This window comes from Streptomyces tanashiensis (assembly GCF_014648895.1).
GTDB lineage: Bacteria > Actinomycetota > Actinomycetes > Streptomycetales > Streptomycetaceae > Streptomyces > Streptomyces tanashiensis.
Map to the genome: position 1 here is coordinate 311670 of NZ_BMRZ01000006.1, position 22574 is coordinate 334243.

Below are 22574 nucleotides of genomic sequence, written 5' to 3' on the forward strand. Positions count from 1 at the left end.
CCCCGTGACGTGCCGGGCCCGGCCGCCGCTCCCTCCCCGCCGGTGTCAGATGACGCCCTGCGCCAGCATGGCCTCCGCGACCCTCAGGAAGCCCGACACATTGGCGCCGAGCACGTAGTCGTCCGCGTCGGTGCCGTACGCCTCGGCGGTGGCGCGGCACTGGGTGTGGACGTCGCGCATGACCTGGGCGAGCCGGGACTCGGTCTGCTCGAAGGACCAGGTGTCGCGGGCGGCGTTCTGCTGCATCTCCAGGGCGGAGGTGGCCACGCCGCCGGCGTTGGCCGCCTTCCCGGGGCCGAAGAGGATCCCGGCCTCCCGGAACACCTCGACCGCCTCGGGCGTGCAGGGCATGTTCGCCCCCTCGGCCACCGCGCGGACCCCGTTCTTGACCAGGGCCACGGCGTCCTCGCGGCGCAGCTCGTTCTGCGTGGCGCAGGGCAGGGCGACGTCGCACCGGACGTCGTACACCGTGCCGCGGGCCGAGAAGACCGCGGCCGGCCTGGCCTCCGCGTACGCGGAGAGCCGGGCGCGACGCACCTCCTTGACCTCCTTCAGGAGCTCCAGGTCGATGCCGTTCTCGTCGACGAGGTAACCGCTGGAGTCGCTGCAGGCCACCACACGGCCGCCCAGGGCGTGGACCTTCTCCACGGCGTACACGGCGACGTTCCCGGACCCGGAGACCACCACGCGGCGACCGTCGAAGCCCTCGCCGCGGGTGGCGAGCATCTCCTGGGCGAAGTAGACCGCGCCGTAGCCCGTGGCCTCGGTGCGGGCGTGCGAACCGCCCCAGGCCACCGGCTTGCCGGTGAGGACCCCCGACTCGTACCGGTTGGTGATCCGCTTGTACTGGCCGAAGAGGTAGCCGATCTCCCGCGCGCCGACGCCGATGTCCCCGGCGGGCACGTCGGTGTGCTCGCCCAGGTGGCGGTACAGCTCGGTCATGAAGGACTGGCAGAAGCGCATGATCTCGCCGTCCGAGCGGCCCTTGGGGTCGAAGTCCGCGCCGCCCTTGCCGCCGCCGATCGCCATCCCGGTCAAGGCGTTCTTGAAGATCTGCTCGAAGCCCAGGAACTTCACGATGCCGAGGTTGACGCTCGGGTGGAACCGCAGGCCTCCCTTGTACGGGCCGAGGGCGCTGTTGAATTCCACCCGGAAGCCCCGGTTGACGCGCACGGTTCCCTGGTCGTCGACCCAGGGAACCCGGAACATCAGCTGCCGCTCAGGCTCGACGAGCCGCTCCACGATCCCGGCCCCGGCGTACTCGGGGTGCCGGTCGAGCGCGGGCCCGAGGGACTCCAGCACCTCGGCCGCCGCCTGGTGGAACTCGGGCTCGCCGGGGTTGCGCCGGCGGACCTCGGCGTAGACGGACTCGATGTGCGCGCTGACGTTCATGGGCGTGTCTCTCCCTTTCGAACAAGATTCCGCTTGAGCGGATGACTACGGCTTACGCCATCCCCTGAACCGTTCCAACCAGTTTTCACGTCGAAGTGATCGGACCTCCGGTCGGCCGGCCGTACCCGCGCGCGGGTACGGCCGGGGAGCCGGGCCGCCCGGTGCGGCCGGTGGTCAGGCGCGGCAGCGCAGGAGCTCGAAGGGCGGGTTGGCGAGGCAGTCCGCCCAGAACTCCGCGCCGAACTCACGGAGGCCGGCCTCGGACACCTCCAGCGGCACCCAGGTCAGGTCGCCGAACCCGGCCGCGCGCAGGGAGTTCTCGTAGACCTCCCGGCGCGGACAGGCGCCGACGAACGAGATCGGCGGGTCGAGCAGCGCCGTGATCCGGACGCGCGGTCCGGTCTCGATCTCCTCGCCGGTCGCCTCGCAGAGGAAGCCGTACCTGGCGAGCGACGGCCCGTCGAAGCGGTAGTCGGGCTTCTGCACGAGCAGGAAGAACTCGCCCCCGGGCTTCAGGCTCCGGTGCACGTGGGCGCACATCCGCTCCATGGTGGAGATGTCCGGCGCGTAGTTGAGCGCCTGGACCCCCAGCGCGATGTCGAAGCGTTCGTCGAGGGGCCGCAGTTCGGCGAGATCGCCCACCTCGTAGCGCACGCCGAGCGGTTCGCTCTCCTCGAACGCCCGGGCCGCGGCCACCATCTCCCCCGAGATGTCGACGCCGAGCACGTCCGTGGCGCCGCGCCGCTTGAACTCCCTGCTGTAGAAGCCGGTGCCGGAGGCGAGGTCGAGAATCGACCTGCCCCGTACGTCACCGACCAGGGCCAGGAAGCTCGGCACCTCCCCGTACTGCGTCAGCGGCAGGGACTTGAATCCCTCGAACGCCTCACCGATCTCGTCGTAGAGCTGCACACTCATCGCGCTGTCCTTCCCCGTGCTCGGTCATGCCCCCTGGTGGACTGTCAGGCCCTGGCAGTCTTGCCGGATCGCGACGGAAGTCCGTACTGGCGGAAGCCACGAAGGCCCGGACGTCGCCCTGGCATCCCGTACGGAAGGACGCGCGGCTCCGGGGGCCGTCGGGGATTCCGGAAACTCCTCCGCCGATTCCTGTTATCGGACCGCCTCCCCGGGATCTCCCAGATGTTGGCCGTCGACGACAGCGGGAACAGGCAGGGTGATTCGGAGCATGGGCGCACAGCACGGTACGGAACTGGTCAGGGCGGCACAGAGCGGAGACCCGCGGGCGCAGGACCGGCTCATCGCGCTCCATCTGCCCCTGGTCTACAACATCGTGGGCCGGGCGATGAACGGCCACCACGACGTCGACGACGTCGTGCAGGAGACGATGCTGCGGGCGCTCGCCGGACTCGGCGACCTGCGCTCCCCCGACAGCTTCAGGTCCTGGCTGGTCGCCATCACCATGAACGGCGTCCGCAGCCACTGGCACCGGCAGCAGCAGGCCGGTCTCCCCACGGGCGGCCTCGACGACGCCCGCGAGATCGCGCAGCCGGGGTCCGACTTCGTGGAGCTGGCCGTGGTCCGGCTGAACCTGTCCGGCCAGCGCCGCGAGACCGCCGAGGCGACCCGCTGGATGGAGCCGGAGGACAGGGACCTCCTGTCGCTGTGGTGGCTGGAATGCGCCGGCGAGCTGAGCCGCCACGAGGTGGCCGCCGCCCTGCAGCTGTCCCCGCAGCACACCGCCGTGCGGGTCCAGCGGATGAAGGAACGGCTGGAGGCCTCGCGGGTCGTCGTGCGGGCCCTCTCGCAGAACCCGCCCTGCCCGACCCTGCGGTACGAGATCGACACCTGGGACGGCCGTCCCTCCGCCCTCTGGCGCAAGCGCATGGCCCGGCACGCGCGCGCGTGCGCGCACTGCGCCGGGCTGTGGAGCGGGCTCGTCCCGGCGGAGGGGCTGCTCGCCGGACTCCTTCTGGTGCCCCCGGCGGCGCTGCTCCTCGCGGGCGTCCGCGAGCGGGCCGGCTTCGAGGCCGTGGCCGCGACGGCCCAGCTCGGCGCCCCGCTCGCCCCTCCGGGGCACGGCGCCGACGCCGCCACCGGGCCGGGTGGTGGGACCGGGCCGGGCGTTGGGGCCGCGGGCCGCGGTGCCCGGAGCACCCGCGCCGTCCGGCGGCGGCGCCGGCAGCGGCGGCAGGGCCGCAGGCGCGTCGTCATCGCCGCGGGCATAGCCGTGGTGGCGGTCACCGGCGGCGCCTTCACCCTGACCACCGGCCCGGACGAGGGGACGGAGGGCAGGGGCACGACCCTCGCCGCGACCGCCGACACCGGACTCCCCACCGCGCAGGAGCCGACGGCGACCCCGACGGCCGGCTCCTCCTCGGCCACCCCTTCCCCGTCGGCGTCGAAGACTCCCCGCAAGACCCCCAAGCCCTCGCGCCCCACGCCGACCGCCTCCCGCACCTCGCCGCCGGCACCGCCCCGGCCGACGCGCACGACCGCGCCCGCGCCCACCCCGACCGCCACGCGGACGACATCCGGATCGGGCTCCGGTTCCGGTTCGGGTTCCGGTTCCGGATCCGGTACGGGTTCGGGCTCCACCGAGCAGCAGGTGATCAGCCTGGTCAACTCGGAACGGGCCAAGGCGGGCTGCGGGCCGCTGACCGAGCACCCCCTGCTGACCAAGGCCGCCCAGGGGCATTCCGACGACATGGCCGCGCGAAACTTCTTCGACCACACCAACCCCGACGGCGACGGCCCGGGCGAGCGCGTCACGGCCGCCGGGTACGCGTGGTCGACGTACGGCGAGAACATCGCGCAGGGCCAGACCACCGCGGCGCAGGTGATGGACTCCTGGATGAACAGCCCCGGCCACCGGGCGAACATCCTGAACTGCGACTTCAAGGAGATCGGCATCGGCCTCCACACCGCCGGCGGCCCTTACTGGACGCAGGTCTTCGGCGCCCGCTGAGGCCCACGTGAGGCCCACGAGGACCCCGGTGTGACAAGCATGACGTCCGACAGGGGGATCTTGACGCTTCCCTGACGCGTGACCCCGGGTCGGCGGCTCGCGGTCTGCTTAGGCTTGCCCGGCCGTCCGTCGGATGGCCGAAAGCCGACACCCACCGCACCCCCAGGGACACCCGATGGCCACCACGAACGACGCCCGCACCGGACGATTGCGTGCGTGGATGCTGGAGGGTCTCTCCGACATGGGGAAGGGCAAGCCCTCCCGGCCGGTGGAGTCGGCCCCGGACGCCGGGCACAAGGGCCAGCGCTGGTGGCGGGTGATGTGCCTGACCGGCGTCGACTACTTCTCCACCCTCGGCTACCAGCCCGGCATCGCGGCCCTGGCCGCCGGACTGCTCTCCCCCGTCGCCACGATCGTCCTGGTGATCGTCACCCTGGCCGGCGCCCTGCCCGTCTACCGGCGGGTCGCCGAGGAGAGCCCGCGCGGCGAGGGCTCGATCGCCATGCTGTCGCGCCTGCTCTCCTTCTGGAAGGGCAAGCTGTTCGTCCTCACCCTGCTCGGCTTCGCCGCGACCGACTTCCTCATCACCATCACCCTGTCGGCGGCCGACGCCTCCACCCACCTCGTCGAGAACCCCCACCTCGAAGAGGCACTCCACAACAAACAGATGATCATCACGCTCGTGCTGATCGCCCTGCTCGGCGCGGTGTTCCTCAAGGGCTTCCTCGAAGCCATCGGCGTCGCCGTCGTCCTCGTCGGCATCTACCTCGGCCTCAACGTGGTCGTCGTCATCAGCGGCCTCTGGCACGTCCTCACCGAGGGCCATGTCGTCACCGACTGGACCACCGCCCTGACCGCCGAGCACGGCAACGTCTTCGCCATGGTCGGCGTCGCCCTCCTCGTCTTCCCCAAGCTCGCGCTCGGCCTGTCGGGCTTCGAGACCGGTGTGGCGGTCATGCCGCACGTGAAGGGCGACCCTGACGACACCGAGGAGAAGCCGACCGGCCGCATCCGCGACACCAAGAAGCTCCTGACCACCGCCGCGCTGATCATGAGCGTCTTCCTGATCTGCACGAGCTTCATCACCACCGTGCTCATCCCGGAGAAGGAGTTCGAGTCCGGCGGCCAGGCCAACGGCCGCGCGCTCGCCTACCTCGCCCACGAATACCTCGGCAACACCTTCGGCACCGTCTACGACATCTCCACCATCGCCATCCTCTGGTTCGCCGGCGCCTCCGCCATGGCCGGACTGCTCAACCTGATGCCCCGCTACCTGCCCAAATACGGCATGGCACCCCACTGGGCCCGCGCCGTGCGCCCCATGGTCATCGTCTTCACCCTGGTCGCCTTCCTCGTCACCTGGATCTTCGACGCCGACGTCGACGCCCAGGGCGGCGCGTACGCCACCGGCGTCCTCGTCCTGATCTGCTCCGCCGCCATCGCCGTGACCATCGCCGCCCGCAAGGCCGGCCAGCGCGGCTGGAGCATCGGCTTCGGCGTCATCTCCGCCGTCTTCCTCTACACCACCGTCGTCAACGTCATCGAACGCCCCGACGGCGTGAAGATCGGCGCCTGCTTCATCGCCGGCATCATCCTCATCTCGCTCCTCTCGCGCCTCGGCCGCGCCTTCGAACTCCGCGTCACCCACATCGAGCTCGACGACATGGCCGAGCGCTTCATCCAGGACATCTCCCGCCGCACCCCGCGCTTCATCGCCAACGAACCCGACAACCGCGACATCGCCGAGTACCGCGACAAGATCGAGCAGATCCGCGCCGACAACGACCTCCCCACCACCGAGGACTTCGTCTTCATCGAGGTCACCGTCACCGACCCCTCCGAGTTCGAGGCGGGCCTGACCGTGCGCGGCGAGGTCATGCACGACCGCTACCGCGTCCTCACCGTCGAGTCCTCCTCCATCCCCAACGCCCTGGCCGCGCTCCTCCTCCACGCCCGCGACCTCACCGGTGTGAGCCCCCACATCTACTTCGAGTGGACCGAGGGCAACCCCTTCGCCAACTTCCTCCGCTTCTTCCTCCTCGGCCAGGGCGAGGTCGCCCCCGTCACCCGAGAAGTCCTCCGCGAGGCCGAACCCGACCGGAACCGCCGCCCCCGCGTCCACGTCGGCTGACGGAGCCCGGCGGAGCTCTGACGGCGGGATCTCACACCTGATCGGGCCCGTGCGTGCGGGGGGTGTAACGCCCGGGGCTCCCGAGGTGTGACGGACCGAAATTCGATCTTCCTACGGTGCTGGTCACGGGGCCGTTCCGGTACGACGGCACGGCCCCTTCCGGACGGTACGCGCACCGTGAGGTGGGGGATTTCGGTGGGATCTGGCTCGAACGCCGGCATGAGCGACGGCAGCGTCCGCACCGTCTGCTCCTACTGCGGGGTCGGCTGCGGGATCGTCCTGGACGTGCGGCGGGACCCCGCCGACGGGCGCCGCCGCGCGGTGAAGGCGTCCGGCGACAAGGCGCACCCCGCCAACGCGGGGCGGCTGTGCACCAAGGGGGCGACGAGCGCGGACATGCTGGCGGCGCCCGGGCGGGCGGAGAAGGCGCTGGTGCGTCCCGAGCGCGGTGCGCAGCCGGTGGAGACGGACGTGGACGAGGCGATCGCCTCGGTCGCCGCCCGGCTGAAGGCGGTCCTGGACGAGCACGGGCCGGACGCGCTGGCCCTGTACGTGTCGGGGCAGATGTCCCTGGAGGCGCAGTACCTGGCGAACAAGCTGGCCAAGGGCTTCGTCCGCACCCGTCACATCGAGTCGAACTCCCGGCTCTGCATGGCCTCGGCCGGTTCCGGCTACAAGCTGTCGCTGGGCGCGGACGGCCCGCCCGGCTCGTACCAGGACCTCGATCACGCGGACGTGATCCTCGTGATCGGCTCCAACATGGCGGACTGCCACCCGATCCTGTTCCTGCGCATGATGGACCGGGTCAAGGCCGGTGCGAAGCTGATCGTCGTCGATCCGCGCCGCAGCGCCACCGCCGACAAGGCGGACCTGTATCTGGCGATCCGGCCCGGCACCGACCTGGCCCTCCTCAACGGCCTGCTGCACCTGCTCGTCGAGAACGGCCACACCGACGAGGAGTTCATCGCCGAGTTCACCGAGGGCTGGGAGCACATGCCCGGCTTCCTCGCCGACCATCCGCCGCACCGGGTCGCGGAGATCACCGGCCTCGCCGAGGAGGACATCCGGCGGGCCGCCCGGTGGATCGGCGAGGCCGGCGCGTGGACGAGCTGCTGGACCATGGGCCTGAACCAGTCCACGCACGGCACCTGGAACACCAATGCCCTGGTGAACCTGCACCTCGCGACCGGTGCGATCTGCCGTCCCGGCGCGGGCCCCTTCTCGCTGACCGGCCAGCCCAACGCCATGGGCGGCCGTGAGATGGGGTACATGGGGCCGGGTCTGCCCGGCCAGCGCTCGGTGCTCGTCGACGACGAACGCGCCTTCGTGGAGCGGTTGTGGGACATCCCCGAGGGCTCGCTGCGCACCGAGGCCGGAAGCGGCACGATCGAGATGTTCGAGCGGATGGCGGCGGGCGACATCAAGGCCTGCTGGATCATCTGCACCAACCCCGTCGCCTCCGTCGCCAACCGGAAGACCGTCATCGCCGGTCTGGAGGCCGCCGAGCTCGTCGTCACCCAGGACGTGTTCGCCGAGACGGAGACGAACGCGTACGCCGACCTGGTCCTTCCGGCGACGTTGTGGGCGGAGTCCGACGGTGTCCTGGTCAACTCCGAGCGGAACCTCACCCTGGTCCAGGGGGTCGTCGACCCGCCGGGGCAGGCCCTGCCGGACTGGGAGCTGATCGCCCGGGTCGCCCGCGCGATGGGATTCGCCGAGGCCTTCGCGTACTCCTCCGCCGAGGAGATCTTCGAGGAGCTCAAGCGGGCGTGGAACCCCGCGACCGGCTGGGACCTGCGCGGCGTCACGTACGAGCGGCTGCGCGCCACCCCGGTCCAGTGGCCCGCCCCCGTCGCCGACGGCCCGGACCGCAACCCGATCCGCTACCTGAACGACGGCTCCAGCCAGACCCTCCTGGAGCGCGCGGACGGCAGCCGTCCCCGGCTGGCCTTCCCGACCGCGAGCGGACGCGCCCGCTTCTTCGCGCGTCCGCACCTGCCGGCGGCCGAACTCCCCGACGACGACTACCCGTTCGTCCTCAACACGGGCCGCCTCCAGCACCACTGGCACACCATGACGAAGACCGGCAAGGTCGCGAAGCTGGCCAGGCTGCACCCGGGCCCGTTCGTCGAGATCCACCCCGAGGACGCCGGAGCCCTCGGGATCGCGGAGGGCGACCACGTGGAGATCGCCTCCCGCCGCGGGCGCGCCGTCCTGCCCGCCGTGGTCACCGACCGGGTCCTGCCGGGGACCTGCTTCGCGCCCTTCCACTGGAACGACCTCTTCGGCGAGTACGTCAGCATCAACGCCGTCACCCACGACGCCGTCGACCCCGTCTCCTTCCAGCCCGGGTTCAAGGCCTGTGCCGTCACCCTCACCAGGACGGCCGCGCCGGTGACGGACGACGAGCCCGCGGGCACGGCACCGGAACCCGCGCTCACGCCCACGTCCGCCGCCGCGGCCCCCGTGGCCGCGCTCGCCGCGCTGTTCGGGGTCGACGACCTCGCCCCCGTCCCCCTCGGCGGACCGGAGCGCCGCTACCTCGCCGGCTACCTGTCGGGGCTCGCTCTCGCCCCGCCCGACGGACGCGTCCCGGTGCTGCCGCCCGACGCGCCCTTCGCCCCGGACCCCGCCGCGTGGGTCAACGGCGTGCTCGCCGGGATGTTCTCCCGTACGACCGCACCCACACCCGCGCCCCCGTCCGGCCCGTCCCTCTCGACCCTCACGTCCCCCGGCGCGCCGGAGGCGGACCCGGCCGCGCCCGCCCGCCGTCTGCTGATCCTGTGGGCCTCGCAGACCGGCAACGCCGAGGAGTTCGCCGCCGCCGTCGCCGCACGCCTGACCGAGGCGGGGAAGCTCCCCGAACTGCTCCCCATGACGGACATCGCCCCGGCCCGGCTCACCCCCGACACCGACCTGCTCGTCGTCACCAGCACCTTCGGCGACGGGGACGCCCCCGACAACGGCGCCGGTTTCTGGGAGGCGCTGTCCGCCCCGGAGGCCACGTCCCTGGAGGGTGTCCGGTACGCCGTGCTCGCCTTCGGCGACACCGCCTACGACGACTTCTGCGGCCACGGCCGCCGCGTCGACGAACGGCTCGCGGCGCTCGGCGGCACCCGTCTGCTCCCGCGTACGGACTGCGAGCCCGACTTCGAGGAGGCGGCCGAGGCGTGGCTCGGCCACGTCGTCACGGCCCTGGCCGGGGGCGGGGTGCGACAGGCCGCCGGCGCGCCCGCGCGCACCACCGCCGCCGCTCCCGCCGTCACCGCGGTCGTCGCACCGCCCGTCCCCACCAAGGCGTCGCCCTTCGCCACCCTCCTCGTCGGCAACAGGCTGCTGAGCCTGCCCGGTTCACAGAAGGAGGTGCGGGAGTTCGCCTTCGACACCCGCGACGGCGAGCTCGCCTACGAGGCCGGGGACGCCCTCGGGGTGTGGCCGGTCAACGGCGCCGGGCTCGTGGCCGAGTGGCTGGCGCTCACCGGCCTCGACCCCGCCGGGCCCGTGGACCTCGGGGACGGGACGCCGCTGCCCTTCGAGGAGGCCCTGCGCTCCCGTCTGGACATCTCCCGCATCAGCCCCGAGCTCCTGAGGTTCCTGGCGGCGCGCACCGGGAGTCACGAGCTGAAGCGGCTGCTGCGCCCGGACAACAAGGAGGCTCTCGCGAAGTGGAGTTGGGGCCGGCAGGCCGCCGACGTCGTCGCCGCGTTCCCCGTCCGGGCCTCCGCCGCGGAGTGGACCGCCGCCCTGGGACGGCTGCGGCCCCGCCTGTACTCGATCTCCTCCAGCCCGCTCGCCCACCCCGGCGAGGTGCGGCTCACCGTCTCCGTGGTCCGCTACACGAACGACCTCGGCCGGGACCGCAGGGGCGTGTGCTCGACCTATCTGGCGGACCGTGCCGACGACGGCCCGGTGCAGGTCTTCGTCCGGCGCTCGCCGGGATTCCGCCCGCCCGCCGACCCCTCGACGCCCATGGTCATGGTCGGTCCCGGCACCGGCGTGGCCCCGTTCATCGGCTTCCTCCAGGACCGGCTGGCCCGCGGCCACACGGCTCCCAACTGGCTCTTCTTCGGTGAGCAGCACGAGGCCACCGACTTCTACCACCGTCGGGAGCTGGAGGCGTACCTGGAGTCCGGCCACCTCGACCGGCTGGACCTCGCCTTCTCGCGCGACCGGCGGAACAAGGTGTACGTCCAGGACCGGATGCGGGAGAACGGCGCCCGTCTGTGGCAGTGGCTCCGGGACGGCGCCCACTTCTACGTGTGCGGCGACGCGGAGCGCATGGCCAAGGACGTCGACCGGGCGCTCAGGGACGTCGTCGCCGCCCACGGCGGCATGGACGCCGACGAGGCCGCCGCCTATGTCAGGCGGCTCGCCGCGGACAAGCGCTACGTCCGGGACGTCTACTGACGCGGCGGCACGTCGCCGGGTGCTACGGCCGGTCCAGCCGGGCCAGTTCCACCTCGACGGCCTCCCGCAGGAGGGTGCGCGCGTGGTCGATCGCGAGGCCGCCGCTCAGCCAGCGCATGCTGAGGCCTTCGAGGAGGGCGGTGAGCCGCTCCGCCGAGGCGGCGAGGGTGGCCGCGGGCGCCATCGGCCGCACCTGGCCCAGGAGCCCCGCCACCTCCTGCACCCAGACCAGGGTCGCGCGGGCGAGGTCCTCGCGCAGGACGGGATCGAAGACGGCGCTCGCCCGCAGCTCGCCCCAGGCCGAGCTGTTCTCCCGCACCTCGGGGGTGTCCTGGAGCTCCAGGAGGAGGACCTGGTCGAGTTCCTCGCGCGGGGTGAGCGGCTCGGCGTCGGGGTCCTGCGTGCTGGTGTACCGCTCGGCGCGGTCGTTGATGAACTCCAGCGTGTGGCGCAGGATTCCGGTGCGGTCCTTGAAGTGGTAGTAGATCAGGCCGGTGGAGACCCCGGCCTCGGCGGCCAGTTCCTCCACACGGAGCCCACGGACCCCGCGCCGGGCGATCACCCGGGCGGCCGCTTCAAGGATCTGAGTACTACGAGACGCCATGCCCCGAACCCTATCCGCAGCGGCGGGCGGAGTGATCGTCGGCCGCTCACTCGTCCTTCCGGTACTGGCTCAGGACCACGGTGACCGGGCCGTCGCCCGGGGTCCCTTCGACGACGCGCGCGACGACGAGGCGCCGGGCGTCCTGGCTGCGGACGCAGAAGGGCCGTTCGTCGGCGAGGTCGTCGAGGGGCAGGCTCGTGACGGGTTCCGTCTCGATGCCCCGCTCGCAGTCCTCGGGGCTCAGCACGTACCCGGAGGCGACGAAGGCGTCCGCCTCCTCGGGCAGCACGAACGCGCCCTTCTCGCGGCTCAGGTACCAGTCGGCGGTCTCGGCGGGGACCACCTTGCCGGCGCCGAGGTCGAACTCGTACCCGTCGTCGGGCGCGGTCAGCTCGACGTCGGCGTACCCCGGCGTGAACGAGGCGTCCGCCGCGGTGCCGGTCCCGTCGAACCAGTACACGGCACCGGCCGCCGTCGCGAGCAGGCCGACGCCGGTGACGCACGCGATCAGGGCCGTGCGTCCGCGCCGGCGTCGGGAGCGGCGCGCCGGGGGCGTGCCGGGGGCCCGGTGGGCCGCGGGGCGGGGCTCCGGCACCGGCTCCGTGGGGGTGGGGAGGGTCCCGGCGTGGGTGGGCCGGTCGTGGAGCGACGGCGTACCGGTGGAACCCGCCCGCCCCCACCCGGCCGGGCCCGGCAGCTCGCTCCGTACCGCGCCCGGCAGCCAGCCCTCGGTGAACTCGGGGGCGGGGCCGACGGCCGGGTGCGCGTGCGCGGCGGCGATGAGTTCGGCCGGGGTCGGCCGCTCCTCCGGCCGCTTGGCGAGGCAGCGCTCCAGGAGGTCGTGGAGTTCGCCGGGGACGCAGGCGAGGTCGGCCGGCTCGTGGACGACGCGGTACAGCGCGGCCGACTCGGGACCGGCGCCGAACGGCAGCGTCGCCCCGGCCACGTAGGCGGCGAGCGCGCCGAGCGCGAAGACGTCGGTCGCGGGGGTCACCGCGTGGCCGAGGGCCTGCTCGGGTGCCATGTAGGCGGCGGTGCCGATGGTGATGCCGGTGCCGGTGAGTCCGGTGGCGTCGGCCGCCCGGGCGATGCCGAAGTCGATGACGCGCGGGCCGTCCTCGGCGATGAGGACGTTGGCGGGCTTGAGGTCGCGGTGGACGACGCCCGCGCCGTGGATGGCCTGGAGGGCCTCCGCGATCCCGGCGACGAGGAGCAGCACCGTGCGGACGGGAAGCGGGCCGTGGCGCTCGACCACCTGCTGGAGCGAGGGTCCGGGGACGTAGGCGGTGGCGAGCCAGGGGACGGGGTCGTCGGCGCCGTGGTCCACCACCTGCGCGGTGAAGAGGCCGTGGATGCGGCTCGCGCTGGCGACCTCCTGGGCGAAGCGCCGCCGGAACTCGGGGTCGGCGGCGAAGTCCTCGCGCACCGCCTTGAGGGCGATGGGCCGCCCGCCCGGGGTGTGGGCGAGGTAGACGACGCCCATGCCGCCGGCGCCGAGCCTGGCCTGGATCCGGTAGCCGCCGATCTCTCGGGGGTCGTCGGGCGCCGGCGGCGCGTGGGCCGGCCGCGGCCCGGGAGGATACGTGGAGGACATGGGCACGATCGTGCCTTTGACTAAAGTTTCAGTCAACATGGACCTGTACGAGCCACCCCCGGACCGCGCGACACCGGGGTCGCGCACCTCTCCCCCGCCCCTGCGCCGACCGGGCGACACCGGGCCCGCCGCACGGTGCGTCCATTTGACTGAAAATCCGGTCAGTGCCACAGTGACGTCCACGGCCACCCCCACTCACGCCCACCGCGCCGCCCGCACCGAGGGCGCCCGCCACCCGCGTGAGGCCAGGCCCGCGATTCCCGCCGCCGCGCGTCACGCGATCCGCCCGCCGCCGGACAGTCTCGCCGCCGATGATCGGAGCACACCGTGTCCCACCGCCCCCTCTCCCGCCGCACGGCCCTGCGCGCCTTCGCCGGAATCGGCGGTGCCCTCGCCCTCGGAGCCGCCGCCTGCGGCCCCGACGGCGCCGCGCAGGGCGGTGCCGCCGCCGGCACGAGCCGCGCCCCGGCCACCCCCGCCGCGGACGGCGAGCGGCGCTTCGGCGCCGAATGGGAGAGCCACACCCGTACGTTCATGTCCTGGCCCGCCCTCGACTCCGTCTGGGGGGACGAGCTCCCCTCCGTACGGGAGGACATCGCCCGCATCGCCCGGGCCGTCTCGGAGTACGAGGAGGTCGTGATGATGGCCCGCCCGGCGCAGCTGGCGGCGGCCCAGCAGGCCTGCGGCTCGCAGGTCGAGGTCATCGCGATGCCCGTCGACGACCTGTGGGCCCGCGACACCGTCCCCGTCTTCGTCGAGGACGACGGCGAGCTCGTCGGCATCGACTTCAACTTCAACGGCTGGGGCGACAAGCAGACCCACGACAACGACGCCCTGGTGGGCCGCAGGCTGCTCGCGAAGTACGGCATCCCCCGCGAGGTGGCACCGCTCACCGCCGAGGGCGGCTCGTTCGAGACCGACGGCGAGGGCACCCTCCTCGTCACCGAGAGCTCGATCGTCAACGACAACCGCAACCGCGGGAAGACACGGGACCAGATCGAGGACGAGCTGATCGAGACGCTCGGCGTGGAGAAGGTCGTCTGGCTGGCCGGCGTCCGCGGCGAGGACATCACCGACGCGCACGTGGACAGCCTCGTACGGTTCACCGCGCCCGGCGTGGTCCTGCTCGACCAGGCCTTCCCCGGCTCTCCCCCGGACTCCTGGTCCCGCTCCGCCGACCAGGCCCGCGCGGTGCTGAGCAAGGCCACCGACGCCCACGGCCGGCGCTTCGAGATCATCGACCTGCCGCAGCCCGACCTCGACCTGATCACCGGCGAGGGCGACGACTTCGTGTCGACGTACGCCAACTTCTACGTCGCCAACGACTCCCTCTTCATGCCCAGGTTCGGCGACCGGAAGGCCGACGACCGCGCCCGCGGCATCCTCCAGGAGCAGTTCCCGAAGCGCGAGATCGTGCAGATCCAGATCGACACCATCGCCTCCGGAGGCGGCGGCATCCACTGCGCGACCCACGACCAGCCCGGCAAGCCGGCCGCCTGACCCCTGCCGGGGCGGCGGCCCGGCCGCGGCGGCTCAGGGCAGCTGGACGATCTGGATCAGATTGCCGCAGGTGTCGTCCAGGACCGCCGTGGTGACCGGGCCCGCCTCCGTCGGCTCCTGGGTGAAGCGGACGCCGAGGGCGCGCAGCCGCTCGTACTCGGCGCGGACGTCGTCCACGGCGAAGGACGTGGCCGGGACGCCGTCGCGAGCAGGGCGTTCATGTACTGCTTGGCGGCGGGGTGCGCGTCGGGCTCCAGGAGCAGTTCGGTGCCGTCCGGGGCCTGCGGCGAGACGACGGTCAGCCAGCGGTAGTCGCCGAGGGGGACCTCCGTCTTCTTCACGAAGCCCAGCTTCTCCGTGTAGAAGGCGAGGGCCTTGTCCTGGTCGTCGACGAAGACACTGGTCACGTGGATCCGCATGGTTCTCCTCCTTGGGTACGGGCCTGAGCCACCGACGTAACCACCTGCCCGCCGCCCCGCGGGAGCCCGACACGCGTCGACCGTCGACCGTCGACCGTCGACCGTCGACCGTCGACCGTCGACCGTCGACCGGAGAAGTCGGCCCGTGGGGCACGGGAGTTCCCGGTGCGCTCTTGTGGGACGCACCACATCTCGCGTAGGCATGGGGACGACAGGTCGAGGGGGCGGCCGAGGTGGTGAGACCCGCCCGCACACCTCCGAAAGGGGTGCAAGGATGGGCGCGCCATGACACCAGGCCGATGTTCCCGAGCCGTGCGCGCCGCGATGTTCGCGGCCGTCTGCGTGCTGCTCGCGGCCACCGGCCACATCCTCATGTCGGGCCGTGCCGTTCCCGGCGGGACGCTGGGGGCGGCCCTCGTCGGTACGGCCGCGGGGGCGTGGTTCCTGGGCGGGCGTGAGCGCGGGCTCCTGGCCGTGACCTCCGCCGCCGTCGCCTTCCAGTCCGTGCTGCACCTGGTCTTCTCGTGGTCGCAGACGCCCGCCGCCGCACCGCCGACGGGCGGGTCGGCCGTGGACCACTCGGCCATGGACCACTCCGCCATGGGCCACATGCCCATGGACCACCTGTCCATGCGTCACATGACGATGGACCACATGGCCTCGGGGTCCTCCCCCCTGGGGCACCTGGCGGCCGTGCCCTCCACGGACGTGATGTCCGACGGCCCGCTCTCCGCCGGCCTGCTCTCCGCCGCCGTGCCCTCCGGGCACGACATGACGGACATGGCCTCCTCGGCGGGGATGCTCGCCGCCCACCTCCTCGCCGCACTGCTGAGCGGGCTCTGGCTCGCGCACGGCGAGCGGGCCGTGTTCCGTCTGCTGCGCACCGTGCCCGCCCGGCTCTTCCGGCCCCTGGCGCTGCTCCTCGCGGTGCCGCCCACGGCCGCGGACCGGCCTCGGGTGCGGCGCGCGCGGACCGGTGACGGGTGGGTTCCCCGGCGTCTCCTCCTCGCACGCGCGCTGCTCACCAGAGGGCCCCCTCGGGCGATCGCTGTCCTCTGACAGCCGGATCCCCGAGGGCGACGGTCCCTGCACCCCGCCCCGGGCACCGGCCTGCCCCGCGGCAGGCCGTACGACGCACCGGCGGCGCCCGCGCGGCACGCCGGACCCCTCTTGCCCTAAGGACCTGTGGCGATGACTCCTGCCCGGAACACCCCTGCCCACCACAAGCTTGTGAACGCACGCACAAGCTCTCCGCGCACCCTGCCCACGGCCGAGAGCGACGCGGCGACGACCCTCCTCGCGCTGGCCGCCCGGGACGGCGGGCCCTCCCAAACCGATCTGTTCGTGCGGGCGCTGCACCGGGACGTCTGGCGATACGTGGCGTACCTCAGTGCCGACCGGCAGGCGGCGGACGACCTCACGCAGGAGGTCTTCCTGCGGGCTCTCACCGCGCTGCCCCGTTTCGAGGGACGTTCCTCCGCGCGCACCTGGCTGCTGTCCATCGCCCGCCGCACGGTCGTGGACAGCCTGCGGCGCGCGGCGGCCCGGCCCCGGCTCTCGGACCAGGACGACTGGCAGACGGCCGCCGAGCGGGCGCAGCCCCGTGGGCTTCCCGGCTTCGAGGACGGCATCGCCCTGGCGGAGCTTCTGGCGGCGATCCCGGAGGAGCGCCGCGAGGCCTTCGTCCTGACCCAACTCCTCGGCCTGTCCTACGCGGAGGCCGCCGAGACCGCGGGCTGCCCGGTCGGCACCATACGGTCCCGGGTCGCGCGGGCCCGCGCGTCGCTCGTCGCACTGCTGACCGCCGGCGAGGAGCGGGATCCCGCCGCCGCGCCGGCCGGGGAGGACGGCTCCGCGCGGCGGCACGGGTCGTACGCGCTGCCGGTCCTCGTCTGATCCGGGAGCCCTTGGTGCCGTCGGCCGACGGCGCCAAGGGCTTTACCCGGGACGGTGCTCGACGAGTGGTCAGGTGATGGCCAGCGGGTCGTTCGGGGCGAGGGCCGCCGCGATGCGCTGGGCGACGACCTCGGCCATGTTGCCGTCGGGGGTGGTCGCGGTCTTCGTCGCGGAGACCGCGATGGCGAGCCGCTTCGACGGAAGGTACGCCTGGATCGCCGCGTACCCGGAGAACGACGGATTCTGCAGCACCCATCCGTTGACGACGATGACGCCGAGTCCGAAGTGCTTGGCCTCGGTCTGCTTCAGGCAGATCGAGGCGGGGCACGTGGCGCTCGCGCCGCCGAGGCCGACCGTGCCCGGGTTCAGCAGGGTGCGGTAGGAGCGGTGCGAGAGGAGCTCACCGCTGCCGATGGCCCGCGCCGACGTGGCCAGGTCGCAGATGTGGGTGGTGATGACCGCGCCGGGCGCGGTGGTCCACGAGGGGTTCCAGAACGTGGACTCCTCGTAGAAGCCGCGGTCCGAGGTGAAGGCGTGCAGGACCCGGCGCGGGACGTCGGGGGTGAAGTTGTTCCGGGTGTCGCGCATTCCGAGGGGGCCGGTGACGCGTTCCCTCACGAGCCGGTCGATCCGGATGCCGGTGATCTTCTCGAGCGCGGCGACGAGGAGGACGTAGTTGGCGTGGGAGTAGCTCCAGCTCTTGCCCGGCTCGTACCAGAAGGAGTGGCTGTAGGGGTAGGCGAGGAGCTGCGCCGGGGTCCAGTGGCGGAAGGGGTGCGCCTCCAGTTCGGCGACGAAGGCCGGGTCGGTGACGTAGTCGTGGAGGCCGGTGGTGTTGGTGGCGAGCATCCGCAGGGTGATCCGGTTCGCCTGGGGCACGGTGGGCAGCCACTGCTCCACGGTGTCGTCGAGGTCGACCTTCCCCTCCTCGACGAGCTGGAGGAGGGCCGTGCCGATGTGGGCGAAGGCCACGGAGCCGGCCCGGAAGTGCATGTCGGGCTCGGCGGGGACGCCGGTCATGGACTCGCCGAGGGCGTCGGTGAGGACCTCGCGTCCGTCGATGGTGACCCGCAGCTCGACGGAGTTGAGCTTGAGGTCGCTCTTGGCCTTGCGGGTGATGTCCAGGATCCGGCGGGCCTTGCCGTCGAGGGGCCGCTCGGTCCGCACGCAGTCGCGCCCGCCGGGTCCGCCGGGGCCGTCCTGTCCGCCGGGGCCCTGGGAGCGGGAGGCGAGGGCCGGGGCGGCGGCGGTCTGGACGGTGAGGGCGAGGAGCGCGGCGCAGAGGAGGGCTCTGCGGGACCGGGTCCGGTTCCGGGTGGGGGTGGGTCTCATGCCTCGCACTATGTCGGGAAGAACCACCACGAACCGGTCGAACACTCCACAGTCGGGACGAGAGGCATCCATGTGGGGCAGACGGAAGAGCCGGTGCCCTGGGGCACCGGCTCTTCCGTGGGGGTACGGGCGTCAGGCGACGAGTTCCTTCTCCTCCGTCTCGTCGTCGGCGGCGGGGGCGGGCTTGGTGTCCCGCATGACCAGGGTGGCGAGGACGGCCGCCGCGAGGACACCGACGGCGCTGATGGTGAAGGTGGTGGACATCGAGGAGGTGAAGGCCTCGCGGGCGGCGGTGGCCAGTCCGGCGTCGCCCTGGGCGACGGCCAGCGCGCCGCCGATGGACTGCTTCGCCTGCTCGGGGGCGTCGGCCGGCATCTCGGCGGAGAAGGTGCTGGTGAGCAGCGAGCCGAGGATGGCGATGCCGAGCGCGGTGCCGGCCTGCTGGATGGTGTCGTTGAGGGCGGAGCCGACGCCGGCCTTCTCCTCGGGGATGGTGCTCATCAGGGCGCCGACGGCGGCCGGCATCGCGAGGCCGGCGCCGAGGCCGAGCAGTCCGAGGGCGACGGCCGGGACGGTGAAGCCGGAGTGGGCGTCGACTGTGGTGAGCAGGGCGAAGGAGGCGGCCATGACCAGCATGCCGGCGAGGATGAGGAGGCGGTTGCCGATCTTGGCGGCGAGGCCGGCGCCGGCGCCGTTGCCGATGAGGGCGGCGACGGCGAGCGGGACGAAGGCGAGACCGGCCTTGACGGGCGAGTAGCCGAGGACGAACTGCAGGTACTGGGTGAGGACGAGGAGCAGTCCGCCGTTGCCGATCTGCACGAGGGTCAGGGAGAGCGAACCGCCGCTGAAGTTGCGGTGCTTGAAGAGGACCAGCGGCACCATCGGCTCGGGGGTGACGTTCTCCCAGATCACGAACCCGCCGAGGGTGACGACGGCGACCGCGAGGGTGATGAGCGAGCGGCCCTCGAAGGCGCCGTGCTGCGGGATCTCGATGATCCACCAGATCAGCGCGGTCATGCCGACGGCGGAGAGGATCGCGCCGAGCGGGTCGGGCTTCTGCCACGGCCCCTTCGACTCGGGCATCAGGGTGAGGGCGGCGAGGACGGCGAGGGCGACGACCGGGACGTTGATGAAGAAGATCGAGTGCCAGGAGAAGTGGTCGATCAGGACGCCGCCGAGGACGGGGCTGCCGACGAGGCCGAGCATGGACACGGAGCCCCAGGCGGCCATGGCGCGGGGCCGCTCGTCCTCGTCGAAGACGGTGATGAGGATGGAGAGCGTCGAGGGCATGATCAGCGCGCCGCCGACGCCCATCGTGATCCGGGCGGCGATGACCTCGCCGGGGGTGGTGCAGACGGTGGCGGCGAGTGAGGCCGCTCCGAAGAGCAGCAGGCCGATGATCATGATCTTTCGGCGGCCGAAGCGGTCACCGAGGCTTCCCGAGGTGAGCAGGAGCCCCGCGAAGACCAGGATGTAGGAGTCCAGGATCCACTGGATGTCCTGGGCGCTCGCGCCGATGTCCTCGGTCATGGACGGCACGGCGACGGTGAGCGCCATGCTGTCGACGACCAGGACCAGGGTGCTGAGGCACAGCACGACCAGGATCCACCAGCGGCGTGGGTTGCGGGTTTCCATCGGGAGTTCCCCCTCGGGTTTCGTTCGCGCCCCTCGGAGCGCCCCTTCGATGCGAACACTGTACGCAGCTGCGCACAGTGTTCGCAACCCCGGAGACCTGTACGCTGAATGCGAACGCCGTACGCACCGAAGGTCGCACGCAGTGAGCGAATGCCGTGCGCAGTGAAGGAGGACCATGGCCGCCAAGGCGAACCCCGTCCCGTCCGTATGGGCCCGCGAGCAGTCCGCCCCCGACCAGCCCGCGCTCAGCCGGGCCGCGATCGTCCGCGAGGCGGTCGTCATGCTCGACGCCGACGGCATCGAGGCGCTCAGCATGCGCAAGCTCGGCGCCCGCCTGAACGCCGGCGCGACCTCCCTCTACCGCCATGTCGCCACCAAGGACGAGCTGATGGAGCTCGCCGTGGACGAGGTCGCCGCCGAGATCACCGTCCCGCCCGCGGGCAGCCCCTGGCGGGCCGCCGCCGCCGAGGCCGCCGAGTCCTTCCGCGCGACGGCCCTGCGCCACCCCTGGCTCTCGTCGACCCTCGGCCAGGCGGGGCTCGCCTACCTCGGCCCCAACCTGATGTCGTACTCGGAGCGCCTCGCCGCCCTGTTCACGGCCGCCGGCTTCCCCGAGCCGAGCCGCGCCATCGACACCCTCCTGTCGTACGTCATCGGCATGAGCACCACGGAGGCCGCCTGGCTCACCACGGTCGCCCGCTCCGGGGAGACCGAGGCCGGGTTCATCGCCCGCCTCATGCCGGCGGCCCAGCAGGCGGCGTCCGGCCACGACCACCTCGCCGAGGCGTACGCCGACGCCGCCACCCGCGTGGCGGTCGACCCGGTCACCGTCCGGGACGCCAAGTTCGCCTACGGCCTGGAGGTGGTCCTGGACGGCCTGGAGATGCGGCTCCCGCGCTGACCCGGCCCCGGCGGCCACCGCCGGTGCAGCGCGTCGATGTGGAACGCGTGCGCGTGGTGTCCCCCGGCCCCCGCCAGATGCGGGTGGCCGGCCGGGAGTTCGGGGTGGACGTGCTCCAGCTCGGCCGGGTCCTCGCGGGGCCAGAGCCGCACCGCGCCCACGGCGCCGAGGAGCGCGAGGGCGGCGAGCACGGCCGCCGAGACGGCGGGTCCCGCCCGGGCGGCGAGCACACCGGCGAGCGGGTACGCGAGCAGCCAGCAGGCGTGCGAGAGCGAGAACCGGGCCGCGAAGGCGGCCGGCAGGTCGCCACCGCCCGCCGAACGGCGCACCACCCGGCCGCCGGGGGTGAGGACGGCGGAACCGGCCGCGCCGACGACCAGCCAGACCGCGAGCAGCGCGGGCCACGACCAGGCACCGGGTGCGGCGGTGAGACCGAGGGCGAGGAGCGCGAGGGCCGCGGGCAGGACGAGGGCCGCCCGCACCATGACGGCGCGGTCGTCCGCCCGGCTCAGGACACGCGGCAGCAGCAGCGCCGCGGCCATCGAGCCCGCCCCGTACGCCCCGAGCGCGAGCGGGACGTCGCCGGCGGGGCGGCCGAGGGTGTCGCGGACCAGGAGCACGGTGTCGACGAGGACCACGGCCCCGGCCGCGGCGACGGCGAGGTCGAGGGCGAGCAGCGCGCGCAGACGCGGGGTGGCGAGCAGCAGCCGGATCCCGAAGGCCGCCCTGGCGTACAGCCGCCGCCCGTCGGCGGCTCCGGGCGCGGGCGGCGCGGGCAGGGCGGTCGTCCGGACGAGCACGGCGGAGACGAGGAACCCGGCGGCGGTGCCGGCGAAGAGCCAGGAGTACGGGAGGACGGTGAGCAGCGCGGCGGCCAGCACGGGGCTGACCAGGCTCTCCAGGTCGTAGGCGAGCCGGGAGAGGGAGAGGGCCTCGGTGTAGTCGCGCTCCTCCGGCAGCACCTGGGGGATCGTCGCCTGGAACGCCGGGGTGAAGGCGGCGGAAGCGGCCTGGAGCAGAAGAATCAGGAGGTAGACCTGCCAGACCCGGGAGACGAACGGCAGGGCGAGCACGACGGTCGCCCGCGCCAGGTCCGCCGAGACGAGCAGCGCACGCCGGGGCACGCGGTCGGCGAGCGCGCCGGCGAGCGGGGCGATCGCCACGTACGCGGCCATCTTGAGGGCGAGGGCGGTGCCGAGCACCGCGGCGGCGTCCGCTCCGGCGAGGTCGTACGCGAGGAGGCTCAGGGCCACCGTCGCCAGGCCGGTGCCCGCGAGGGCGACGACCTGCGCGCCGAAGAGGCGCCGGTAGGTGCGGTTGCGCAGGACGGACAGCATGGAGGCGCCCCCGGTCGGCCACGGCGGACGGCTGAGGTCTCCACCGTAGCCGACATGTGCACGAGTGCGCACATGTTCACGTCAGTCGTGCCAGGGCTCCCCGGTCACCTGGTGGTCGGCCCGGCTGATCGCCTCGACGACCAGCCGCTTCAGATGCCCGTCCGGCATCGCGTACACGACCCGCCGGCCGTCCTTGCGGGTCGTGACGAGCCCGCCGAGGCGCAGCTTGGCGAGGTGCTGGCTGACGGCGGGACGCGCGGCCCCGCACGCCTCGGTCAGGGCGGTGACGTCGGCCTCGCCCCGGGTGAGCAGCCACACCAGATGGAGCCGGGTGGGGTCGGAGAGCAGGCCGAACACCTCGGCGGCCGCCGCGAGTTCGCGCGCTCCGGGGGTCCGCTCGTGCGGACGGGACGCGGCTGCGGGATCGGGCGCTGCGGGCTCGGGCGTGGACATGCGCCCACCGTACCCAGGAAGCGGATGAGGGGCGCCGGGCGGCCGCCCCC

15 protein-coding genes and 1 pseudogene are annotated in these 22574 nt (G+C 73.0%); 7 read left to right on the top strand and 9 right to left on the bottom strand.

Annotation, left to right across the window (positions count from 1 at the left end; translation table 11 throughout):
- Positions 1-45: 45 nt before the first annotated feature.
- Entirely contained in the window at positions 46-1392 is a 1347-nt protein-coding gene (gene gdhA / locus IE237_RS21310; RefSeq protein ID WP_189803642.1) for an NADP-specific glutamate dehydrogenase, read from the bottom strand.
- Between the two features lie 174 nt (positions 1393-1566).
- Positions 1567-2307, bottom strand: a complete 741-nt coding sequence (locus IE237_RS21315; protein ID WP_189803643.1) for a class I SAM-dependent methyltransferase — start codon at positions 2305-2307, stop codon at positions 1567-1569.
- A 268-nt stretch (positions 2308-2575) separates the two neighbouring features.
- Here IE237_RS21315 and IE237_RS21320 point away from each other — a divergent pair, with 268 nt between their 5' ends.
- From IE237_RS21320 to IE237_RS21330, 3 genes are all read left to right on the top strand, one after another.
- Positions 2576-4315: a sigma-70 family RNA polymerase sigma factor gene (locus IE237_RS21320; RefSeq protein WP_189803644.1), complete on the top strand. Its 1740-nt coding sequence runs from the start codon at positions 2576-2578 to the stop codon at positions 4313-4315.
- A gap of 175 nt (positions 4316-4490) precedes the next feature.
- The gene (locus IE237_RS21325) at positions 4491-6446 is read left to right on the top strand and encodes an APC family permease (protein ID WP_189803645.1); all 1956 of its coding nucleotides are present in this window, start codon (positions 4491-4493) and stop codon (positions 6444-6446) included.
- A 219-nt stretch (positions 6447-6665) separates the two neighbouring features.
- Positions 6666-10853 (top strand): bifunctional nitrate reductase/sulfite reductase flavoprotein subunit alpha, encoded by a 4188-nt coding sequence (locus IE237_RS21330; RefSeq protein ID WP_189803646.1) that lies wholly within the window; start codon positions 6666-6668, stop codon positions 10851-10853.
- Positions 10854-10875: 22 nt separating this feature from the next.
- On the opposite strand, the gene IE237_RS21335 is transcribed toward IE237_RS21330, so the two are convergent.
- Together IE237_RS21335 and IE237_RS21340 are read right to left on the bottom strand one after the other, a co-directional pair.
- Positions 10876-11457, bottom strand: coding sequence for a TetR/AcrR family transcriptional regulator (locus IE237_RS21335; RefSeq protein WP_189803647.1), 582 nt, complete (start codon positions 11455-11457; stop codon positions 10876-10878).
- Between the two features lie 46 nt (positions 11458-11503).
- Positions 11504-13051, bottom strand: a complete 1548-nt coding sequence (locus IE237_RS21340; protein ID WP_189803648.1) for a serine/threonine-protein kinase — start codon at positions 13049-13051, stop codon at positions 11504-11506.
- A 327-nt stretch (positions 13052-13378) separates the two neighbouring features.
- On the opposite strand from IE237_RS21340, the gene IE237_RS21345 reads away from it, so the two are divergent.
- A complete protein-coding gene (locus tag IE237_RS21345; RefSeq protein ID WP_189803649.1) occupies positions 13379-14551 on the top strand; it encodes an agmatine deiminase family protein in 1173 nt (390 codons plus the stop codon).
- A 33-nt stretch (positions 14552-14584) separates the two neighbouring features.
- On the opposite strand, the pseudogene IE237_RS40830 reads toward IE237_RS21345, so the two are convergent.
- Positions 14585-14970: pseudogene (locus IE237_RS40830) on the bottom strand (VOC family protein).
- 285 nt (positions 14971-15255) lie between these two features.
- Between IE237_RS40830 and IE237_RS21355 the strand changes: the two are divergent.
- Both IE237_RS21355 and IE237_RS21360 read left to right on the top strand, forming a co-directional pair.
- Positions 15256-16029, top strand: a complete 774-nt coding sequence (locus tag IE237_RS21355) for a hypothetical protein (protein WP_189803651.1) — start codon at positions 15256-15258, stop codon at positions 16027-16029.
- Between the two features lie 132 nt (positions 16030-16161).
- On the top strand, positions 16162-16866 hold the full coding sequence (locus tag IE237_RS21360; RefSeq protein ID WP_189803652.1) for a sigma-70 family RNA polymerase sigma factor: 705 nt from the start codon (positions 16162-16164) through the stop codon (positions 16864-16866).
- Between the two features lie 69 nt (positions 16867-16935).
- On the opposite strand, the gene IE237_RS21365 is transcribed toward IE237_RS21360, so the two are convergent.
- A complete protein-coding gene (locus IE237_RS21365; protein WP_189803653.1) occupies positions 16936-18198 on the bottom strand; it encodes a serine hydrolase domain-containing protein in 1263 nt (420 codons plus the stop codon).
- A 132-nt stretch (positions 18199-18330) separates the two neighbouring features.
- On the bottom strand, positions 18331-19833 hold the full coding sequence (locus tag IE237_RS21370; protein WP_189803654.1) for an MFS transporter: 1503 nt from the start codon (positions 19831-19833) through the stop codon (positions 18331-18333).
- A 175-nt stretch (positions 19834-20008) separates the two neighbouring features.
- Here IE237_RS21370 and IE237_RS21375 point away from each other — a divergent pair, with 175 nt between their 5' ends.
- On the top strand, positions 20009-20734 hold the full coding sequence (locus IE237_RS21375; RefSeq protein ID WP_189803655.1) for a TetR/AcrR family transcriptional regulator C-terminal domain-containing protein: 726 nt from the start codon (positions 20009-20011) through the stop codon (positions 20732-20734).
- Here the strand turns inward: IE237_RS21375 and IE237_RS21380 are convergent.
- Both IE237_RS21380 and IE237_RS21385 read right to left on the bottom strand, forming a co-directional pair.
- Complete coding sequence (locus tag IE237_RS21380; protein ID WP_189803656.1) at positions 20683-22071, bottom strand: MFS transporter; 1389 nt, start codon at positions 22069-22071, stop codon at positions 20683-20685. The two genes, IE237_RS21375 and IE237_RS21380, sit on opposite strands and share 52 nt — an antisense overlap.
- Positions 22072-22152: 81 nt before the next feature.
- Positions 22153-22524, bottom strand: a complete 372-nt coding sequence (locus tag IE237_RS21385) for an ArsR/SmtB family transcription factor (RefSeq protein ID WP_189803657.1) — start codon at positions 22522-22524, stop codon at positions 22153-22155.
- Positions 22525-22574: the final 50 nt, after the last annotated feature.